Here is a 20,816-nt window from a genome sequence, read left to right as displayed (position 1 = left end):
GTACAGGCAAACTTTACTCGTTCCACCAGCGGCGGCCGCTGAGCCGCCCATTTGGTATTTTGCGGAGAAGTATTATGGCAATCACCTCGGGCATTCCTGTCAAACCCAATAATAAAACCCAGGATGAAGTGCTGCTCAAAATCGAGCGGGTCAGCAAGCTCTTTGACGATGTTCGCGCCGTGGATGATGTGTCGCTGACCATCAACAAGGGCGAGATCTTTGCCTTGCTCGGCGGCTCAGGCTCAGGCAAGTCGACTCTTTTGAGAATGTTGGCCGGTTTTGAAAAGCCTACCGAAGGACGCATTTTTCTCGATGGTCAGGACATTACCCACCTGCCGCCCTATGAACGCCCCATCAATATGATGTTCCAATCCTACGCCTTGTTTCCCCATATGACGGTGGCACAGAATATCGCTTTCGGCCTCAAGCAGGACAAGTTACCCAAGGCTGAAATCGAGCAGCGGGTGCAGGAGATGCTCAAGCTGGTGCATATGGAAAAATATGCCCGCCGCAAGCCGCATCAACTTTCCGGCGGTCAGCGCCAGCGGGTGGCGTTGGCCCGTTCTTTGGCCAAGCGGCCGAAACTCCTGTTGCTGGACGAGCCCATGGGAGCGCTGGATAAAAAACTGCGGACCCAGATGCAGCTGGAGGTGGTGGAAATTCTCGAGCGGGTAGGGGTGACCTGCGTCATGGTTACCCATGATCAGGAAGAAGCCATGACCATGGCCGAGCGGATTGCCATCATGAGCGATGGCTGGATAGCCCAGACCGGTTCGCCTATGGATATCTATGAAAGCCCCAACAGCCGGATGATTGCCGAGTTTATCGGCACAGTGAATCTGTTTGAGGGTGAGATCACCGCCGATGAGGTGGACCATGTGATCATTCAGTCAGAGAGCCTGAACCAGGCGTTTTACGTGGGTTATGGTGTGTCTACCAGCGTCGAGGACAAGCATGTCTGGTTGGCGGTCAGGCCGGAAAAAACTCTGATAAGCCGCGAGCAGCCCGAAGAGCAATACAACTGGGCCAAGGGCATAGTTCACGATATCGCCTATCTTGGTGGTTTCTCCGTGTATTACATTCGCCTTGGCAATGGTCAGATAGTCCAGTGCAGCATGACCAACCGTGAACGCCGCGCCGATCACCCCACCTGGGATGATGAAGTCTATATCAGCTGGGAGGACACCAGTGGTGTGGTGTTAAGATCATGAAGAAGCTCAAGCTAGGATTCAAAGGCCGCCACCTGACCATAGGCTTTCCCTATCTGTGGTTGCTGCTGTTTTTCGCGCTGCCGTTCGCCATAGTATTGAAGATAAGCTTTTCCACCGCGGCGATTGCCATTCCGCCCTATGAGCCAAGTTTTCAGTATGCCGACGAAGTGCTGCAGGTATTTATCAACCTGAGTAACTATCTGTTGCTGCTCAGCGACTCCATGTACTACTCGGCCTATCTCAACTCGCTCAAGATGGCGCTGGTTTCCACCCTAGGTTGTCTGCTGCTGGGGTATCCCATGGCCTATGCCATCGCTCGGGCGCCGGCCAGGTTGCAGACAGTGCTGCTATTGTTGGTGATGTTGCCGTCCTGGACCTCATTTCTTATTCGGGTCTACGCCTGGATGGGGATTTTGAGTAATACAGGGCTTATCAATAACCTGCTGCTGGGGCTTGGGATTGTCGATGAGCCGCTGCAGATGCTCAATACCAATCTGGCGGTGTATATCGGCATCATCTATGCGTATCTGCCCTTTATGATATTGCCGCTGTACGCCACCTTGGTGAAGCTGGATGTCAGCCTCTTGGAAGCCGCGGCGGATCTCGGCTCCCGCAGTCTCAATACCTTCTGGAAGGTGACGCTGCCCCTGTCCAAGAGCGGCGTTATTGCCGGTTCCATGCTGGTGTTTATTCCGGCCGTGGGGGAGTTTGTGATCCCCGAGCTGCTTGGCGGGCCGGACTCGCTGATGATAGGTAAAGTGCTGTGGCAGGAGTTCTTCAACAACCGTGACTGGCCGGTGGCTTCATCGCTGGCGATAGTGATGCTGGTGCTGCTGATTGTGCCCATCACCCTGTTCCATCGCTATCAGAGCCGCAGTCTGGAGAAAGAGATATGAAGAAGCTGAGTTTCTCGACCCTGATGTTATGGATTGGGCTGGTGTTTCTGTATGCCCCCATGTTTATTCTGATTTTCTACTCTTTCAACGCCTCCAAACTGGTAACTGTCTGGGGCGGCTTTTCCGCCAAGTGGTACGCCGAGCTGTTTGCCGATCAGCAGATACTGGATGCGGTCTGGACCAGTCTGCAAATCGCCTTTTACAGCTCTACCATGGCGGTGATCATAGGCACTATGGCGGCTTTTGTAATGACACGTTTTCGTCGCTCCTGGGCCAAGCTGACGCTGTCGAACATGATTACGGCGCCCTTGGTTATGCCCGAGGTGATCACGGGTCTGTCGCTGATGTTGCTGTTTGTGCATATGTCGGATCTGCTCGGCTGGCCGGCTGAGCGGGGCAGGATGACAGTCTGGATTGCTCACTCCACCTTCTGCGCCGCCTATGTGGCCGTGGTGGTGTCATCGCGCCTCAGAGAGTTGGATCTCTCTATTGAAGAGGCGGCGATGGATCTGGGGGCGACACCGCTGAAGACCTTCTTCCTGATAACTGTGCCCATGATAGCCCCGGCGCTGATGGCGGGTTGGCTGTTGTCGTTCAGCCTGTCGCTGGACGATCTGGTGATTGCCAGCTTCGCCTCGGGACCTGGCGCCACTACACTGCCTATGGTGGTGTTCTCCTCGGTGCGGCTCGGGGTGTCCCCCAAGATCAACGCCCTGGCGACACTGATCATTCTGGTGGTATCCCTGATCGCTTTCCTGTCTTGGTATCTGGCGCGCCGCGCCGAACGCCGCAGCAGACAAACAGAGGAATAACAATTAGGCGGTTGGCTGTGACAGCCACTGCCGCTATTTTTCTCGCATGTTTTAAATATTGAACAAAGTGTGTTTTATAATGCGTTTCCTACTGGTTTTAGTCGATTTAACTGTGTAGGATGATGCAAGTGTTAAAAATAACAAACATAAAAGGCTGGATTAACCATGACTGCCACTGCCCACACCTCCTCTTATTATGCCGATTCGGCCAATGACACCCGTGAACGCAACAGCTTAAGCGAGGTGCTGGAAACCGATGTCTGTGTGATTGGGGCCGGTTATACCGGGCTTAGCTCGGCGCTGCACCTGCTGGAGGCCGGTTTCAAGGTGGTGGTATTGGAAGCGGCCAGAGTGGGCTGGGGCGCCTCGGGCCGCAACGGTGGCCAGATAGTCAACAGCTACAGCCGCGATCTCGATGTGATAGAGAGCACTGTCGGTAAGGTGCAGGCCAAGCTCTTTGGCGAAATGGCCTTCGAGGGCGGCCGCATCATCCGCGAACGCATCGAAAAATACCAGATAGATTGTGACCTCAAAAACGGCGGGGTATTTGCTGCCATCAACCGCAAACAGATGGGGCATCTGCAGCAGCAAAAAGCCCTCTGGGAGCGATATGGCCACACAGAACAGCTGCAGTTGTTGGATGATGCCGGCATTCGCCAGGTGGTCAATACAGACCGTTATATCGGCGGCTTGCTGGACAAGAGTGGTGGCCATATCCATCCGCTGAACCTGGCGCTGGGTGAGGCGAGGGCGGTGGAATCTCTCGGTGGAAAAATTTTTGAGGATTCGGCCGTAGTACGTATCGACGAAGGGGAGTACCCTATAGTACATACCGCCAATGGCCAGGTTAAGGCCAGGTTTGTGGTGGTGGCAGGAAATGCCTATCTTGGCAAACTGCTGCCCCAACTTGCTGCCAAATCCATGCCTTGCGGTACCCAGGTAATCACGACAGAACCCTTGGGTGAAGAGTTGGCCCACAGTCTGTTGCCGCAGGACTACTGCGTCGAGGACTGTAACTATCTGCTGGATTATTTCCGCCTGTCGGCTGACAAACGCCTGATCTATGGTGGCGGTGTAGTGTACGGCGCCCAAGATCCGGAGAATATCAAAGCGATTATCCTGCCCAAGCTGCTCAAGACCTTCCCCCAATTGAAAGGGGTCCGTATCGACTATACCTGGACAGGCAACTTTCTGCTGACACTCTCCCGTTTGCCTCAGGTCGGCAGGATTGGCAGCAACATCTATTACTCCCAGGGCTGCAGTGGTCATGGGGTGACTTATACCCACCTGGCGGGCAAGTTGATTGCCGAGGTGCTGACCGGACAGGCGGAGCGTTTCGATGCCTTTGCCAGCCTGCCCCATTATCCATTTCCCGGCGGACATGCCCTGCGAGTCCCCTTTTCTGCGCTCGGCGCCTGGTATTACAGCCTGAGGGACAAACTGGGTATTTGATGCCTATCCGTACAAGGGCGCCCGGCGCCCATTTAAAGGAGTCGCAATGAAACTTAACCAGAGTGCGCTGCTGCGTGAACAAGCCTATATCGATGGCCAGTGGGTGGACGCAGACTCAGGCAAGAAGGTCAATATTTTCAATCCGGCCACCGGCGAGCGTATCGGCAGTGTGCCAGAGATGGGCGCGTTTGAGACCCACAGAGCCATAGATGCCGCCGAGCGGGCTCTTCCGGCCTGGCGGGCGCTGACCGCCAAAGAGCGCAGCACCATTCTCAAACGCTGGTTCGAACTTATCAATCAACACGCCGATGACTTGGCGCTGCTGATGACCACAGAGCAGGGTAAGCCTCTGGCAGAAGCCCGCGGTGAGGTCACCTATGCCGCCTCCTTTATCGAGTGGTTTGCCGAAGAGGGCAAGCGGGTTTACGGCGATACTATCCCCGGCCATCAACAAGACAAGCGCCTGTTGGTGATCAAGCAGCCCGTGGGCGTGACTGCGGCCATTACGCCCTGGAACTTCCCGGCGGCGATGATCACCCGTAAGGCGGGTCCTGCACTGGCGGCCGGTTGCACCATGATAGTCAAACCGGCGCCGCAGACCCCTTTTACCGCTCTGGCGCTGGCCTACCTGGCGATTGAAGCCGGCATTCCTCCCGGCGTCTTCAGCGTGATCACCGGCGATGCCAAGGCGATAGGCAATACCCTTTGCGACAGCGCCGTGGTGCGTAAGCTGTCTTTCACCGGCTCGACCGGCGTGGGCATCCATCTGATGCAGCAATGCGCCGCCACCCTGAAGAAACTGTCACTGGAGCTCGGTGGCAACGCGCCCTTTATCGTGTTTGACGATGCCGATCTGGACGCGGCGGTGGAAGGGGCAATGATCTCCAAATACCGCAATGCCGGCCAGACCTGCGTCTGCGCCAACCGCATCTATGTGCAGTCGTCCGTTTACGATGCCTTTAGCGAAAAGCTGGCCGCCAAAGTGGCCGAGCTCAAGGTAGGTGTCGGCACAGAGTCCGGCATTACCACAGGGCCGCTTATCGACAAGAATGCGGTGAAAAAGGTGCAGGCTCATCTTGAGGATGCCGTCTCCAAAGGCGCCAGGGTCAAGACAGGCGGCCGGGCGCTGGGCGGTAACTTCTTCGAGCCCACTATTTTGACCGAGGTGAATGGCAGCATGCGGGTCGCCAAAGAGGAAACCTTTGGCCCGCTGGCGCCGCTGTTCCGCTTCGACAGTGTCGATGAAGTGATCGCCATGGCCAACGATACCGAGTTCGGCTTGGCGGCCTATTTCTACGCCAGGGATATCTCCAGAGTCTGGAAAGTTGCCGAGGCGCTGGAATACGGAATGGTGGGGATCAATACCGGGCTTATCTCCAACGAAGTAGCGCCTTTTGGCGGCATCAAGGCCTCGGGGCTGGGACGGGAAGGCTCTAAATATGGCATAGAGGAATATCTGGAGATCAAGTATCTCTGCCTCTCGGTCTGATTAACCCATGTCCCGGCGGTGCCGGGACAACAACAGAGGATAGCAGGATGATAAGCAATGACTCTCTGATGGTGCGGCGCCAGGCCGCAGTGGCACCGGGTGTGGGACAGATACACCCTGTGTTTGTGGAACGGGCGGAAAATGCCCGGGTATGGGACGTCGAGGGCCGCGAATATCTGGACTTTGCCGGTGGCATAGCCGTGCTCAATACCGGGCACCTGCATCCCAGAGTCAAGCAGGCGGTTGCCCGCCAGTTGGAAGACTTCTCCCATACCTGTTTTATGGTGCTGGGCTATGAGAGTTATGTGGCCGTCTGCGAAAAACTCAACGCCCTGGTTCCCGGGGATTTCGCCAAGAAGTCGGCGCTGTTTACCAGTGGCTCGGAGGCGGTGGAAAATGCCCTCAAGGTCGCCAGGGCCTACACCAAACGCAGCGGCGTCATCGCCTTTACCTCAGGCTATCATGGCCGCACCATGGCAACGCTGGCGCTCACCGGCAAAGTGGCGCCCTACAGTAAGGGCATGGGGTTGATGCAGGCCAACGTGTTTCGTGCCCAATATCCCTGCGCGCTGCATGGGGTGAGTGACGACGATGCGATGAAGTCCATCGAGCAGATTTTCAAGAATGATGCCGAGCCGGCGGATATTGCCGCCATTATTCTTGAGCCGGTGCAGGGCGAGGGCGGCTTCTATGCCGCATCCCCCGAGTTTATGGCGCGGCTGCGCAAGCTGTGTGACAAGGAAGGGATAGTGCTGATTGCCGATGAGGTGCAGACGGGCGCCGGCCGCACCGGCACCTTCTTTGCCATGGAACAGATGGGTGTTGCCGCCGATATCACGACTTTTGCCAAGTCCATTGCCGGTGGTTTCCCGCTCTCCGGCATTACCGGCCGGGCCGAGATGATGGATGCCATAGGCCCCGGCGGTTTGGGAGGCACCTATGGCGGCAATCCGCTTGCCTGCGCTGCCGCCCTGGCGGTGATAGAAACCTTCGAGAAGGAACAGCTGCTGGCGCGGGCCAACCAGGTGGGTACTGTCATTAAAGAAGCGCTTGGCAAGCTGCAACAGGAGTACGACTTTATTGCCGATGTTCGCGGCCTCGGCGCCATGGTGGCCATGGAGTTGGTTGAAGACGGTGTGCCCAAGCCCGAGTACTGCGCCCGAGTCCTTACCTTGGCGCGGGAGCGCGGTCTTATCCTGCTTTCCTGTGGCACTTATGGCAATGTGCTGCGTCTCTTGGTGCCTTTGACCGTCAGTGACAGGGATCTGCAGCAGGGGCTGGAGATTATTGCCGAGTGTTTCCGGCAACTGCGTAGTTGAGCCAGAAGGATGATAGGGAAGCCCAGCGCTTCCCTTTTTTATGTCTGTGACCCATCCGGAATACAGTTGACACTTTCCAGACTTCTTTTGGGAGAGAGTAATGGTAACAAGTACCAAGCGAACTCAGTGGGGTTGTTCCCTTGCCTTTAATCGGCCGTTGCCGCGCAAATGGAAAAGACGAAATGACTTATCGGCAAGCTCAGCAGCGCCAATGGCAGTGCAAGCCAGAGTGCCGCGAAGGCTTATTGGCACTTTCCTTGGTAAAAATAATCCATAAGTGCTAGTAGATTGAGACAGGGAGAGTCCATGGTGCTATCTTTGTAGCTGTTAACCTTTCATTTACAAGCGCATTGCGCCCGCCGCTATCAGGAGCCTTGGATGAAGCAACTCTCCATCGGAACCAAACTTCTCTGGATAACTTCGGCGCTGTTTCTCATAACAGTGGCCATTCTCTCCATCAGTCTCTGGTGGTCTCTGTCGGATCAAAACCAACGTCTGTCGGCAGAGGTGCAGCAGACGCTGGAGCTGGAGATCCGCGATAAGCTCGAGGCCAGTGCCGCCCAATACGGTGAGAAAGTCGCCGGTTTTATTGATGAGGCCTACCGCATTCCCTGGTCACTGGCGGGGATTCTGGAGCTGACCTCTGAGCGGGATCCCATGACCCGGGAAGAAGTGCAGACAACCGTCGAGGCGGTGCTCAGAAAGAACAGCCAGGTTTCCTCCATCTATGCCCAGTTTGAGCCCGATGGATACGACGGCCAGGATTGGCAGTATCAACAGCAAGCGAGCAAACACAGTGTGCCTGGCGCCGGGTCGTTGGAGATCTACTTTACCCGCAACAACGACGGCAGTATTGAGCAACACCAGGTGGACGATGCCGAGGAGAAGTATGTCGCCACGCTCAACGAGTTTGGCATTCGCGAGGCCGAGTGGTATCTGTGCGGTAAAGATACCCTCAAGCCTTGCCTGATGGAGCCGTACCTGTATGAGATAGCTCCGGGCAACAATGAGTTGATGACCTCCTTGACTGTGCCGGCGCTGCGCGATGGCAAGTTTGCCGGTATTGTCGGGGTGGATGTCAACCTGCCGGTATTTCAGAAACTGATCGATCAGCTGTCGCAGTCGCTCTATCAGGGCAAGGCCAAGGTTACTCTGCTCAGCAGCAAGGGGCTGGTGGTGGCTGCCAGTCATTACAGCAAGAAGGCGCGGCCACTGGCCGAGTCTGTCGCCCCTGAGCTGGCCGCCAAAATGGTGGCCCTGGCCGGCGGCGAGGGCTTTATGTTGACGGACAATGACATAGTGGTTGCACACCGCATCGACATTCCTCTTTCCGGTAGTCGCTGGTCGCTGTTGATTGAAGTGCCCAAGGTGGACGCCTTCGCGCCCGTGGCCAAGCTCAGTGAAGAGATGACAGTGATGGCCACCGAACTGGGCAGCTTGCTGCTCGGGGTTGGCGTCTTGGTATCAGTGCTGGCGGTACTGGCCATAGCTTTGGTGATCCGCAGCATATTGGCACCGCTCAAGAGCATTCAATCCCGGGTTGAGAATCTGGCCAGTGCCGAAGGCGACCTGACCCAAAGTATTCAGGTGACTTCCCACGCCGAGCTTATCGCCCTCGGCGCCGGGGTAAACGCCTTTATTCTCAAACTCAGGGAGCTTATCCGTGAGCTGAAAATGCTTGCCGGACGCTCCCGTGATGAGGGCCAAACCACGGCAGAGATTGCCCGCCAGACACTGGACAGTGTCAATCGCCAATACAGTGAGATAGAGAGCGTGGTGGCCGCGGTCAACCAAATGAGCGCCACGGCCCATGAAGTGGCCAAGGCCTCTGAGCAGACGGCATCCGAAACCGAGTCCATGGCGGTCAATGTCCGCGACAGTGAAACCAGCCTCAACAAGGCGATGGATTACGTCAATACCATGTCCAGTGAGTCGATGCAGGCCAAGGCCGCCGTCGCCAAGGTGGCGGAGAGCAGCAATAACATCAGCAGCATTCTGGAAGTGATCAGCGCCATCGCCGAACAGACCAATCTGTTGGCGCTCAATGCGGCGATTGAAGCGGCCCGCGCCGGCGATCAGGGCCGAGGTTTCGCCGTGGTAGCGGATGAAGTGAGGGCGCTGGCTTCCAAGACCCAGAGCTCGACTCTGGATATTGGTCGTCTAATCGAGTCACTGCAGCAGGAAGTGGGCAGCGCCTCCAATATTATTGAACGCGGAGTGGAGCAGGCCAAAAACGCCGTGTCGCAAACAGAGCAGGCACTCAGTGCTCTGAATCTTATGGTCAGCCAGCTGGATCAAATCTCGGCGCAGATCACCCATATTGCCACGGCGGCCGAGGAGCAAAGCGCTGTCACCGAAGAGGTGAACAAGAATATCACCGGCATCTCAGACTCGGCGGCCGAACTGGCGCGTCTGGCCGGTGAGGCTGAGCAGAGCAGTCAGACGCTGGCACAGTTGGTGGACAGCCAAAACGATCAATTGGATAGACTCAAGACCTAAGGAAGATGCTAATAAGTCCTCGAGGCTTACATACCCGTCTACTGCATTGTGCTTCTTGCAAAGGACTTGGGCCATTTGTTGCGAATCACGCCTTGCATCCAGGCATGTAAGCCGACGCATGGCACACATGGGACTTGTTCGCACCTTCCCCAAGCAAACAAAAAGAACCCAGCCTCGGCTGGGTTCTTTTTTAGAGGAGCGAGAGACGCCTTCGGATCAATGCCCGTGATGTTCATCGGACAGAGACGCGACAGTATCGACCACATTGCGGGCACCATCGAGAATCGCGCCCATTACGTCTGCGACTTCCTGCAGCTGGGTCTTACCCTGGTTGGCCGCCTCGGCCACCGCCGCCATTTCCCGGGTGGCCTTGTCTGTGAGCTGACCATTTTGACTGACGACAGAGCCTATCTCCTTGGTGGACTCACTGGTGCGGGCCGCCAGTTGTCTGACTTCATCAGCGACGACGGCAAACCCCCGTCCTTGCTCACCGGCGCGGGCCGCTTCAATCGCCGCATTGAGCGCCAACAGGTTGGTCTGCTCTGCAATGGCGCTGATGGTCGAGACTATCGCCTGGATATTGCGTGACTGTTCATTGAGCTGAGCTATCGCCTCTGAGGCCTGCTGCACCTGAGACGCTATGCTGTTGGAGGTGGCGGTTACCCTGTCCAGCCTGTCTATCGCCTGCTCAACTGTGGCACCGGTATTCAGCGCCGTGCTGTGGGCTATTTCGGCCGCTTCCTTAATCGCCTGGGACTTTTCTATCCTGGCGGTGATATCACTGGCAAACTTAATCACCTTGATCACCTTACCGGCGGGATTGCGTATGGGGTTATAGCTGGCCTCAAGCCAGACGGTTTGCCCCAGCTTATTGAAGCGTTTAAACAGCCCTGACTTGAACTGGCCCTTGTTGAGCTCTTCCCAAAAATGGGGGTGTTCCCGGTAGAAGGCCTCGTCACAAAACAGCTTGTGGTGTTGCCCCTTCAGTTCGGCCCGGGTATAGCCCATGACGTCGAGAAAATTGGCGTTGGCTTCAATGATATTACCTTTGGGATCAAACTCGATAATCGCCTGGGAGTTATCCAGGGCGTTGGCCACGGCTTTTTGAGTGTCGGTTTCCATTTGGCTGTTGGTGACATCGGCGGCAATCTTCATGACGCGGGTGACTTTACCCTGCTCAAACACGGGGAAATAGGTGGCCTGCAAATAAATGCTGCTGCCATCTGCGTGGCGACGTTCAAACACCCCGGCAGCGGCTTTTCCTTGCCTGAGCTGTTCCCAAAAACTGCGGTATTGGGTTGAGGCGGCATAATCGGCCTGACACAAGGTTTTGTGTGGCATGCCTTTGAGCTTCTCATGCTCCAGGCCAAACAACTCGGCAAACAGGCGATTGGCTTCTATCACTGTGCCGTCGGGCGTGAATACCACACAGGCAAGCGACTGCTCTATGGCTTGCACTGTTGCCAGTTGCTTGGACAGCTGCAATTGACATTGTGCCAGCGCTTGTTTGGACGATTTATTAAAAAACATAAAACAGATCCCCACTTGTTAGGTTTAGTCGGCAGCTTGCTGTCGGCTCGTATTCTGAGGCGAGAATCCATTTCGCAGTTGTCATTCCGGATGCAGGGCTGCAGCTTTAACTTATTATAGCTTCAGTGAAAGGTAGCATAAGCGTGGCAGAGTAAAAGGCGTGGATGAAGCCAAAGTTACTCCTGTGCAGAGGCGCTCAAGAAATAAGACTCGCCGGCAGGCTATCAGCTTTTAATGAACATAAGATGTCAAGCTGCGGAAAAGTGATCGCGAGTTTCTCTAAATATAAGCTCTGGCCGGCAAAGAGATTCCCGGATTGCCTTGTCTGGCTTCTATTGGGAACTGGCAAATCGGTTATAAGGGGTTATCGCAGGTGGCATGTATGTTTGATTATGAAAATCAATCGGTTAAAAAGCTGTTTTCCTGCTTGATAAAGAGAACTCGTTTGGGCTTTGGGCCGCTACAGTTTAGTAAGTTGTGATATTTATCACAGTTTGCCCGGGCATAAGATCCCACTCTGTTATGGCTATTTTATCTTTAGTCGCCATTGAGCGCGGCTATCGCCAACAAGCAAAAGGAGTGTATATGGCAACCAAGAAAGTCAAGGCACCCACCATAGATATAGGTATCTCTGATGCGGATCGTAAAAAAATTGTCGCGGGGCTTTCTGCGCTGCTGGCCGACAGTTATACCCTGTATCTGATGACCCATAATTTCCATTGGAACGTCAAAGGGCCGCAGTTCAACAGCCTGCATCTGATGTTTATGGAGCAATACACAGAGCAGTGGAATGCGCTGGATGAAATCGCCGAGCGGATCCGCGCCCTGGGGTATCCGGCGCCGGGGACTTATAAGGAGTTTGTGCGCCTGGCATCCATCAAGGAAGTGGAAGGTGTGCCCTCTGCCAATGAGATGATATTGCACCTGGTCGAAGCCCAGGAGGCCACGGCCCGCACCGCCAGAGCCCTGTTCCCCGTTATCGACAAGGCCAATGACCAGCCAAGCGCCGATCTGCTGACCCGAAGGCTGGAAGTCCACGAAAAGACTGCCTGGATGCTGCGTAGTTTGCTGGAGGAATAGCCTAAACGCTAGGCACTACGCATCAAAAAGCCGCCCCGGAGTGCTCCAGGGGCGGCTTTTTTACTCTTGCTAACTTGAAGTGGCGGCTGTGTTGGCAATCTTCGCTCACCCCAATCACATAGTTTGCCCATGCTGATGGGGAGCCACTCTTGCAGCCTTTGCCGCCTTGCCGCGCCAAGTCGTTTGGCGTTATTTACTCAAGGCTTAAGTACCTTTATTAAGGTATCAGGCCTTTTCTGGAATACGCTCCAGTACAGCCAACAGCAGCTGCCAATATTGGCCCACTGTGGTGATATTCACCATTTCATCCGGGCTGTGAGGGAAACGTATGGTGGGGCCGATAGACACCATATCCATGGCCGGATAGGGCTCCTTGAACAGGCCACATTCCAAACCGGCATGGATCACCATGATCACCGGCTCTTTATGGTAGATGTCCTGATAGGTGTCGCGCACAATCGCCATCACAGGAGACTGGCTGTCTGGCTTCCAGCCTGGGTAGGCGCCGGAGAGATCGATTTCGGCACCGGCCAGGTTGGTCAGGGCGATCAGCATGCCTTCAATCTGGCTGCGGCCAGAGTCAATCAAGGAGCGGATCAGGCACAGGAGTTTGACATCCTGCTCGCTGGTATTGATCACCCCGAGGTTGAGTGAGGTCTCTGTCACGCCTTCAATCTCGTCACTCATCCGCATGACACCATTGGGGCAGGCATGCAGCAGATCGATAAGGGCGTTCTGACTCTGCTCGCTCATCACCTTGGCAGGCAGCGGCACTTCGGTGAGTGTCAGGCAAGCGGCCGGATCGGCAACCGCCAGCTCTTCTCTAAGCAGTGCCTGGAAAGCCGCGGCGGCTTCGCTCAAAGCTGTGGCTTGTTCGGCCGGCACCAGAATAGTGGCACTGGCTTCACGGGGAATGGCGTTACGCAGCGAGCCGCCGTTGAATTCGGCCAGTTCCAGCTGCAGGCTTTCGCTGTGTTCAAACAGAAAACGGGCCAGCAGCTTGTTGGCATTACCGCGTCCCAGGTGAATGTTCACCCCTGAGTGGCCACCCTTGAGCCCGGAGAGCGTCAGGTTGAATGCCTGGAAACCATCGCCTGTGGCTTCCCAGACCATGGGCAGGGTGATCTCGGCATCCACGCCACCGGCGCAGCCCATGTAGATCTCGCCTTCCTGCTCGGAATCTGTGTTGATCAGGATTTCACCGCGAAGCATACCGGCTTCCAGGCCAAAGGCTCCTGTCATACCCGCTTCTTCATCTATGGTCAGCAGCACTTCCAGTGGCCCGTGGGGAATATCGTCACTGCCGAGAATTGCCAGCGCCGATGCCATGCCTATGCCGTTATCGGCACCCAGAGTCGTGCCCTGAGCCTTGACCCAGTCGCCGTCAATCCAGGGCTGGATCGGATCTTTGACGAAGTCATGCTCTTTATCGGCATTTTTCTGCGGCACCATATCGATATGGGCCTGGATCACCACGGGTTTGCGGTTTTCCATCCCGGGAGTGGCATCTTTGCGAATAATCAGGTTACCGACTTTATCTTCGATAACCTCAAGCTGACGGTCTTTGGCCCAGTTCTGAATATACTGACTGAGCGCGGCTTCATGCTTGGATGGGTGAGGAATGGCACAGATTTGTTCAAACCACTGCCATAGAGGCTGAGGTTGCAATTGGCTGAGACTGGACACAGCAAACTCCTGATCTTTTCGTCTGGTTGGCGGGCTTGGACCGGGCCAAGCGCGAGTTGTCATCAGTCTACCACAGAGCGACGTAAGGGCGCAGAACCCAGTTGGGACAATTGTTTATTTGTGGCAGCGAAACTTGCCAGCCAGATATTGGTAATCCTGCGCCGGAAAGGGAATAATGCTGGGCGCCAATAAAAAATAATTAGGATGGGTCATGGTTGAATTTATTGATGTTACTGACCAGGATGCAATTTTCAGTGAGGCAGACTGGGATGCATTGCTGGTGGTCAGCGCCGATGTGACGGCGTGTCCAATCGAAGAGGTGGCTATGCTGGCCTCCCACGGGGCTCAAGTTGACAAACGGGTGGGCAAGAGCCCGACGCTGTTGTTTGCGCCCGGGCTTGCCGGTGGCCGCTTGATTATCGCCCCGGTCGCGCCGCTTGGCGATTATGACGATGTGCGTGCCTTCGCCAATGCTGCCCGGGCCGGTATCGCCATCGCCCGTGACGCCGGAGCCAAAAGGCCGCTATTGTGGGTCGATAAGCCTGCATCCTTAGGTGATGAATACGCCAAGGCAGATATGGTTGCGGCGCTGGCAACGGCGCAGGAGCTATGGCAGCCATTGGAAGCCCGTGAGGCGGGCGCCGCCCTTGACAGCATAGAAGCCATAGGGGTAATGAACGGCGCCGATGCCGGCATGCTCAATGCCATTGAAGCCGGCCGCACCCTTGCCAGAGATCTTTGCGGCACCGAGCCCGAGCGCATGGGCGCCCCTGCCTTTGCCGACTATTGCCTCAACGCCTTCAAAGATTCAGGGCTGTCGCTGCAGGTCGTGGAAGACAGAGACATTCTCGAGCGGGACTATCCCTTGCTGAGCGCTGTGGCGCGGGCCTCTTTTGCCGTGGCCAGACATCAGCCCAGAGTCGTTAAATTGGAGTACCGCGGCGAAGGTGAAATCCAGCATAACTATTTCTTTGCCGGTAAGGGCGTGGTGTATGACACAGGCGGCGCCGATCTGAAAGTGGGCGGTGCCATGGCCGGTATGAGCCGCGACAAGGGCGGCGCGGCTGCCGTGGCCGGTTTGATGAAGACCTTGTCATTACTCAAGCCCAAAGGCATTCGTGTGGTGGCCGAATTGGGGCTGGTACGCAACAGTATAGGCAGCGAAGCCTTTGTCACGGACGAAATCATCACAGCCCATTCGGGTGTCAGGGTCAGGATTGGCAATACCGATGCCGAAGGACGTTTAGTGCTGGCCGACTTGCTGTCCCATCTGCGTTTAAAGGCGCAGGGCAGTGCGGCGCCCGAGCTATTCTCTGTGGCAACCCTGACCGGCCATGTGGTGCGAGCCTATGGATCTTACAGTGCGGTAGTGGCCAACGCCGTAGCCGAGCAACAGGCATTACCCAAGCGGTTGCAAGCCAGCGCCGAGCGTTACGGTGAAGGGCTGGAGCTGTCTCGTTTGCGTAAGGAAGATTTTGCCAAGGTGCGTGATGTTTCCGGTGCCTCTGAGCTACTTTCTTCCAATAATGCGCCCTCATCGGTTACCGCCAGAGGACACCAGTATCCGGCGGCCTTCTTGCTAAAGGCTTCCGGATTGGCACAACACGGGGTAAAAGACGCTCAGCCCATGGCCTATAGTCATCTGGATATCGCCGGCAGTGCCACAGAAGGCGATCCCCTCTATGGCAAACCTACGGCGGCGCCGCTGCTTGGGTTGTTTGCCTATATAACTGAGTAAGCCCTCAACGCCTCCCGGCCGACGCTGTCGGCCGGGTTATCCCTGCACCCTGTCAGTTTGCTTTTCTTCACTTGGCGACCGCTATGTTGGTATTCCATAGCCCCGACATTTGCTGGACGTCATCTCACCCAAGCTATCCACTGCAAGTGATTGGATCTCGCCCCTGCTTTAGGTTGTTATCTGGCACGGTATCTGAAAACAACAGAAAACTTTCAGACGGATTTTTACCCAGCCCTTGGATGGGGTGATCCAATTCACCTTAACTGGTCTTACCTCTTTGAGATCACGCTTTTACCCCCGCCGGGAGACTAACATTTTGGCTGTAACTGACAGCCAATTACAGTGTTAGATTTTACTTAATTGGAATGAGGTTGGCCTGATTGGCTTTTGATTTACTTATTTAAAATCAAATAGTAATGAGCACTCTCTTGCTATGTTTCGAGATGTATCATTAGGTGAGGTGGGTAAATCCTGTGTAACTTTTATGTAATTACCTTACAGTTTTAGGTGTATTTTAAATTTTTTGCCTCAATACTTGTAATAAAATTACAGATGGCTATAATAGCTCTCGTTGGTTAGGCAAGCGCCTTCCACCTCTAGTCAATCCAGGATGGATAACTATCTCCAGGGAAATGAGTGACAAGTTGTCTCCACGGATATGAGAACCTCTAGTTCCAGGGAACCGAGCCAAGCTTCACTAGAGTATTTATTTCACAACTTTGTTAGGAGTATCGGCTATGTCTTACACAGGCAAAAACAACGTAGTTTATTGGAGCAACACCTGGTTTGATTGTCAGGTTTTGCGCGGCGGCATGTTCGCCATGAGTTTCAAGGGCTGACTACCCCTTTAAGTAGTTCCATCATCCATCAACCTTTGTTCACCACTTTGTGGTGTATTTAGACTCAAGTCGCAATAGAAGTTTTGCTTCTGTTGCCAGGTGTTACCCGCTAGCGCGGTAGACTCTTTCCCTTTTGGGTGCTTGATACATGTCTTGGCCTGCTCTTTGAGCAGGCTTTTTTTTTTGTTCGCAGCAAAATGTGAATAAATTGTGAGCTGGTGGGCATTTAATGGATACCACAGGTAGCCTCCATGCTCCGGTGCTGGTCTGATCAGGTCAAACTCCCTATAATCTGCCGCCGATGACCTCGTTAAAGAAGTGTCACAAACCTCCCTACACTCAAACTCAAGGAACCTGGTTCCATGTTGGAAAAACTGTTCAAGTTAAAGCAAAACAAAACCTCTCTGAAGCAGGAAGCGGTCGCGGGTCTGACCACCTTTCTGACCATGGCTTACATCATCTTCGTTAACCCCTCTATGCTGGCCGATGCCGGTATGGATCAGGGCGCTGTCTTTGTGGCGACCTGTGTCGCGGCGGCGATAGGCTGTCTGGTCATGGGGCTGCTGGCCAATTATCCCATCGCCCTGGCGCCGGGAATGGGCCTCAACGCCTTTTTTACCTACACAGTTGTGGGGGAAATGGGTTATAGCTGGGAAACCGCGCTCGGCGCAGTATTCCTCTCCGGGATCTGCTTTATGATCCTCTCCCTGGTGCGAATTCGGGAATGGGTGGTCAACTCCATTCCTATGTCGCTGCGCCTTGGCATAGCCGCAGGTATCGGCCTGTTTTTGGCGCTCATCGGCCTCAAGAGTGCCGGCATAGTGGTTGCCAACCCGGCAACACTCGTAGGTATGGGCGATATCACTGCATTTCCGGCACTGATGTCGGTACTGGGGTTCTTCCTGATCATCGCTTTTGTTCAGCGTGGATATAAGGCGGCGGTGATCCTCAGCATTCTGGCCATCACAGTGTTGGGGCTGGCCTTTGGTGATGTGCAATATAGTGGCCTGGTATCCATGCCGCCTTCCATAGCGCCCACCTTTATGAAGATGGATCTCTCCGGCATGCTGGAGATCAGCATGATTTCCGTGGTATTTGCCTTTTTGTTTGTGGACTTGTTCGATACCTCGGGCACCTTGGTAGCCGTGGCCCATCGTGGTGGTTTCCTCGATGATAAGGGCCGCCTGCCAAGACTCAACCGCGCCCTGACCGCCGACAGCGCTGCCACTATTGCCGGGGCCATGCTGGGTACCTCGACCACCACAAGTTATGTCGAGAGCACCTCAGGCGTTAGTGCCGGTGGCCGTACCGGCTTGACCGCCGTCGTGGTCGGGCTGCTGTTTTTGGCCTCGCTCTTTATCTCGCCGCTGGCTGGTATGGTGCCGGCCTATGCTACTGCGGGCACCCTCTTCTATGTGGCGATTCTGATGATGTCTGGTTTGGTGCATGTAGAGTGGGAGGATTTGACCGAAGCCGCCCCTGTGGTAGTGGTCTGCCTGCTGATGCCATTAACCTTCTCAATTGCCACGGGTATTGCCTTTGGCTTTATCGCCTATGCGGCGATTAAACTTCTCTGCGGCCGTTTTCGCGATCTCAATGCCGGGGTTGTGGCACTGGCGCTGCTGTTTATTCTCAAGTTTGCCTACGGTGGTTAAAGGTCAAACGCGAGCAAGTGCTTTATAAACCGTATTTATTGAGGGTCATACTTTGTATGGCCCTTTTTGTATGAGATATCGCAATAAATAACGATTTTATCCACTTGAAAGCCCGACGCCGCTAGGAATCCGGCGACGGATTGGGTATAAGATTTATCCCCGACTTTTTTAAGCAAATACAAGTGATGAACTTGAGTGACACACGCTACCGCCGGGTAGTGGTAAAACTGGGTACCAGTGTACTTACCTCCGGCAGCAAGCGCCTGGACAAGGCCCATATGGTTGAGCTGGCCAGGCAGATGGCGACCCTGATGCGCGCCGGTATCGAAGTGGTTTTGTGTACCTCCGGCGCCATTGCAGCCGGGCGCGAGCATCTGATGTATCCGGAGTTGCCGGATACCATGGCCAACAAACAGTTGCTGGCGGCCGTGGGCCAGAGCCAGTTGATCCTGGCCTGGGCTCAGTTGTTCAGTATTTATGGTCTGCACGTGGGGCAGTTGCTGCTGACCCGGGCGGATCTGCACGATCGCGAGCGCTATCTCAACGCCAGAGATACCCTGAATGCGCTGCTGAAACAGAATATTATCCCCATCATCAATGAAAACGATGCCGTTGCCACCAATGAGATAAAAGTAGGGGACAACGACAACCTGTCCGCCCGGGCAGCGCTTTTGTGTGATGCCGACTTGCTGATCCTGCTGACAGACCAAAAAGGCTTGTTCGATGCCGATCCGCGCCACAATCCCAATGCTCATCTTATCAGCGAAGTGGCCAATATCGACGACAGCCTGCGGCAACTGGCCGGCGGCTCAGTTTCCGGTTTGGGTACCGGCGGCATGGCAACCAAGCTGGAGGCGGCCGACATAGCTCGCCGCGCCGGTATCGAAGTGGTTATCGCCTCGGGCCATCATCCGGACGCCATCGAAAAAATCGCTGCCGGTGAGTCAGTGGGTACTCACTTCTGCGCCATCGAGACCCCGCTGGAGAGCCGTAAGCAGTGGATCCTTGCCGGGCCCAAGGCCAAGGGGAAACTGACCTTGGATGAAGGTGCGGTGCGAGCGGTAACCGAAAAGGGCCGCAGTCTGCTGTCCAAGGGGATTATCGCCGTCGAGGGCGAGTTTGAACGGGGCGCCACAGTGCAACTCTTGGATCCCAATGGCCGTAAACTGGCGCGGGGGATCTGCCGCTACAGCGCCGTGGCCCTCAAACGTATCGCGGGCCAGCATTCAGATAACATTGAATCCTTGCTGGGCTATGACTATGGTGATGCAATAGTGCACCGCAACGACATGGTGGTTTTATGACAGCTGAATATCTGCAACAACTGGGGCAAAGGGCCAAGGAAGCCAGTTTTGCCCTGGCCAATCTTTCCGGCACCGCCAAGCAGCAACTGCTGCATAATATCGTTGCCGCTCTCAAGGCCGATGAAGCGGCAATCCTTGCGGCCAATGAGAAGGATGTGGTTGCGGCCAAAGAGGCCGGTCTCAACGAGGCAATGATAGACAGGTTGCTGCTGGATAAGCCGCGCCTGGCTGGAGTCATAGCCGATATCGACAATGTGATTGCCCTTGCCGATCCCATTGGCCGCGAGTATGACAGCCGGATGCTGGATAACGGCTTGCGCCTGTGTCGGCGCGCCGTGCCACTGGGGGTGATAGGCGTTATCTATGAGGCCAGGCCCAATGTGACTGTGGATATTGCCGTGCTGGCCCTTAAAACCGGCAACGCGGTGATCCTCCGTGGCGGCAAGGAAACCCTGAAATCCAACCAAGCGCTGGCCAAGGCCATTCGCCAGGGCGTTAAAGCCAGTGGCTTGCCGGAAGATGCGGTGCAGCTTATCGACAACCCGGATCGCACCCTGGTTACCGGGCTGCTGAAACTGGATCAATATGTGGACATGATAGTGCCCCGCGGCGGCGACAAGCTGCAGCGGCTCTGCGCCGAACAGGCGACTATCCCGGTTATTCTCGGCGGTATCGGTATCTGCCATCTCTATCTGGATAAGGCGGCCGATCTGGAGAAGGCCATTCCTGTCATTCTCAACGCCAAGGTGCAGCGCCCAACCGTATGTAACGCCCTGGATACCCTGTTGGTGCATAAGCAGATAGCCAAGGAGGCATTGCCCAAGGTGGCCAAGGCCTTAGTCGATGCCGGAGTTAAGCTGGTAGGTTGCCCCGAGACTGTGGCGATTCTTGGGGCTGAGCAAGTGGCCGCCGCCAGCGAGGATAGCTTTGCTACCGAGTGGTTATCCCTCAATCTGGGGATCCGGGTAGTCGATGATATCCAGCAGGCCATAGGTCATATTCGTCGCTATTCCAGCGGTCACTCCGAGGCTATCCTCACGGATGATATCAACGCCGCTACCGAGTTTATGAACCAGGTGAATTCGGCGGCGGTTTACCTCAATGCCAGCACCCGTTTCACCGATGGCGGCCAGTTCGGCCTGGGCGCCGAGGTGGCTGTCAGTACTCAGAAACTGCATGCCAGAGGCCCCATGGGGCTGGAAGCACTGACCACCTACAAGTGGTTGGGTGTCGGTGATTACACCACCAGAAGTTAGTGTTTACTTCTTGTAAAAGGTATTCAGAGCATAGTATAACCCAAGCCCCG

The 20,816-nt window shown here is 55.3% G+C and carries 14 protein-coding genes; 12 read left to right on the top strand and 2 right to left on the bottom strand.

The features are described from left to right. Nucleotides 1–74: 74 nt before the first annotated feature. The 7 genes from potA (at nucleotide 75) to N512_RS0113635 (ending at nucleotide 9,678) form a co-directional block, all read left to right on the top strand. Nucleotides 75–1,211: a polyamine ABC transporter ATP-binding protein gene (potA, locus tag N512_RS0113665; protein WP_025009894.1), complete on the top strand. Its 1,137-nt coding sequence runs from the start codon at nucleotides 75–77 to the stop codon at nucleotides 1,209–1,211. Further along, complete coding sequence (locus tag N512_RS0113660) at nucleotides 1,208–2,107, top strand: ABC transporter permease subunit (RefSeq protein ID WP_037436682.1); 900 nt, start codon at nucleotides 1,208–1,210, stop codon at nucleotides 2,105–2,107. The genes potA and N512_RS0113660 overlap by 4 nt, the downstream gene beginning before the upstream one ends. Next, the gene (locus N512_RS0113655; protein WP_025009896.1) at nucleotides 2,104–2,919 is read left to right on the top strand and encodes an ABC transporter permease subunit; all 816 of its coding nucleotides are present in this window, start codon (nucleotides 2,104–2,106) and stop codon (nucleotides 2,917–2,919) included. Before N512_RS0113660 ends, N512_RS0113655 begins: the two co-directional genes overlap by 4 nt. A 165-nt stretch (nucleotides 2,920–3,084) precedes the next feature. Further along, nucleotides 3,085–4,371 carry an NAD(P)/FAD-dependent oxidoreductase gene (locus N512_RS0113650; protein ID WP_028780687.1) on the top strand — a complete coding sequence of 429 codons (1,287 nt, stop codon included), beginning with the start codon at nucleotides 3,085–3,087 and terminating at the stop codon, nucleotides 4,369–4,371. 46 nt (nucleotides 4,372–4,417) lie between these two features. Beyond that, nucleotides 4,418–5,860 carry an NADP-dependent succinate-semialdehyde dehydrogenase gene (gene gabD / locus N512_RS0113645; RefSeq protein ID WP_028780686.1) on the top strand — a complete coding sequence of 481 codons (1,443 nt, stop codon included), beginning with the start codon at nucleotides 4,418–4,420 and terminating at the stop codon, nucleotides 5,858–5,860. 47 nt (nucleotides 5,861–5,907) lie between these two features. Beyond that, a complete protein-coding gene (gabT, locus tag N512_RS0113640) occupies nucleotides 5,908–7,179 on the top strand; it encodes a 4-aminobutyrate--2-oxoglutarate transaminase (protein ID WP_025887874.1) in 1,272 nt (423 codons plus the stop codon). A gap of 378 nt (nucleotides 7,180–7,557) precedes the next feature. Beyond that, nucleotides 7,558–9,678, top strand: a complete 2,121-nt coding sequence (locus tag N512_RS0113635; protein ID WP_028780685.1) for a methyl-accepting chemotaxis protein — start codon at nucleotides 7,558–7,560, stop codon at nucleotides 9,676–9,678. Between the two features lie 216 nt (nucleotides 9,679–9,894). Here the strand turns inward: N512_RS0113635 and N512_RS24785 are convergent, their stop codons facing one another. Next, on the bottom strand, nucleotides 9,895–11,208 hold the full coding sequence (locus N512_RS24785; RefSeq protein ID WP_037467236.1) for a methyl-accepting chemotaxis protein: 1,314 nt from the start codon (nucleotides 11,206–11,208) through the stop codon (nucleotides 9,895–9,897). A 585-nt stretch (nucleotides 11,209–11,793) separates the two neighbouring features. Here N512_RS24785 and N512_RS0113625 point away from each other — a divergent pair. Then, nucleotides 11,794–12,288: a Dps family protein gene (locus tag N512_RS0113625; protein ID WP_025009901.1), complete on the top strand. Its 495-nt coding sequence runs from the start codon at nucleotides 11,794–11,796 to the stop codon at nucleotides 12,286–12,288. A gap of 225 nt (nucleotides 12,289–12,513) precedes the next feature. Here the strand turns inward: N512_RS0113625 and N512_RS0113620 are convergent, their stop codons facing one another. Next, a complete protein-coding gene (locus N512_RS0113620) occupies nucleotides 12,514–13,974 on the bottom strand; it encodes an aminoacyl-histidine dipeptidase (protein WP_028780683.1) in 1,461 nt (486 codons plus the stop codon). 211 nt (nucleotides 13,975–14,185) lie between these two features. Between N512_RS0113620 and N512_RS0113615 the strand changes: the two genes are divergently transcribed. The 4 genes from N512_RS0113615 to N512_RS0113595 all read left to right on the top strand — a co-directional run bounded on the left by N512_RS0113615 (nucleotide 14,186) and on the right by N512_RS0113595 (nucleotide 20,766). Beyond that, nucleotides 14,186–15,712: a peptidase M17 gene (locus N512_RS0113615; protein ID WP_028780682.1), complete on the top strand. Its 1,527-nt coding sequence runs from the start codon at nucleotides 14,186–14,188 to the stop codon at nucleotides 15,710–15,712. Nucleotides 15,713–16,913: 1,201 nt separating this feature from the next. Beyond that, nucleotides 16,914–18,206: an NCS2 family permease gene (locus N512_RS0113605; protein ID WP_028780681.1), complete on the top strand. Its 1,293-nt coding sequence runs from the start codon at nucleotides 16,914–16,916 to the stop codon at nucleotides 18,204–18,206. Between the two features lie 185 nt (nucleotides 18,207–18,391). Beyond that, nucleotides 18,392–19,510 carry a glutamate 5-kinase gene (gene proB / locus N512_RS0113600; protein ID WP_025009905.1) on the top strand — a complete coding sequence of 373 codons (1,119 nt, stop codon included), beginning with the start codon at nucleotides 18,392–18,394 and terminating at the stop codon, nucleotides 19,508–19,510. Next, entirely contained in the window at nucleotides 19,507–20,766 is a 1,260-nt protein-coding gene (locus N512_RS0113595) for a glutamate-5-semialdehyde dehydrogenase (RefSeq protein WP_028780680.1), read from the top strand. The genes proB and N512_RS0113595 overlap by 4 nt, the downstream gene beginning before the upstream one ends. Nucleotides 20,767–20,816: the final 50 nt, after the last annotated feature.

The sequence above is a fragment of the Shewanella sp. 38A_GOM-205m genome (assembly GCF_000518445.1).
GTDB lineage: Bacteria > Pseudomonadota > Gammaproteobacteria > Enterobacterales > Shewanellaceae > Shewanella > Shewanella algae.
This window is presented reverse-complemented; position numbering and strand designations above follow the sequence as displayed.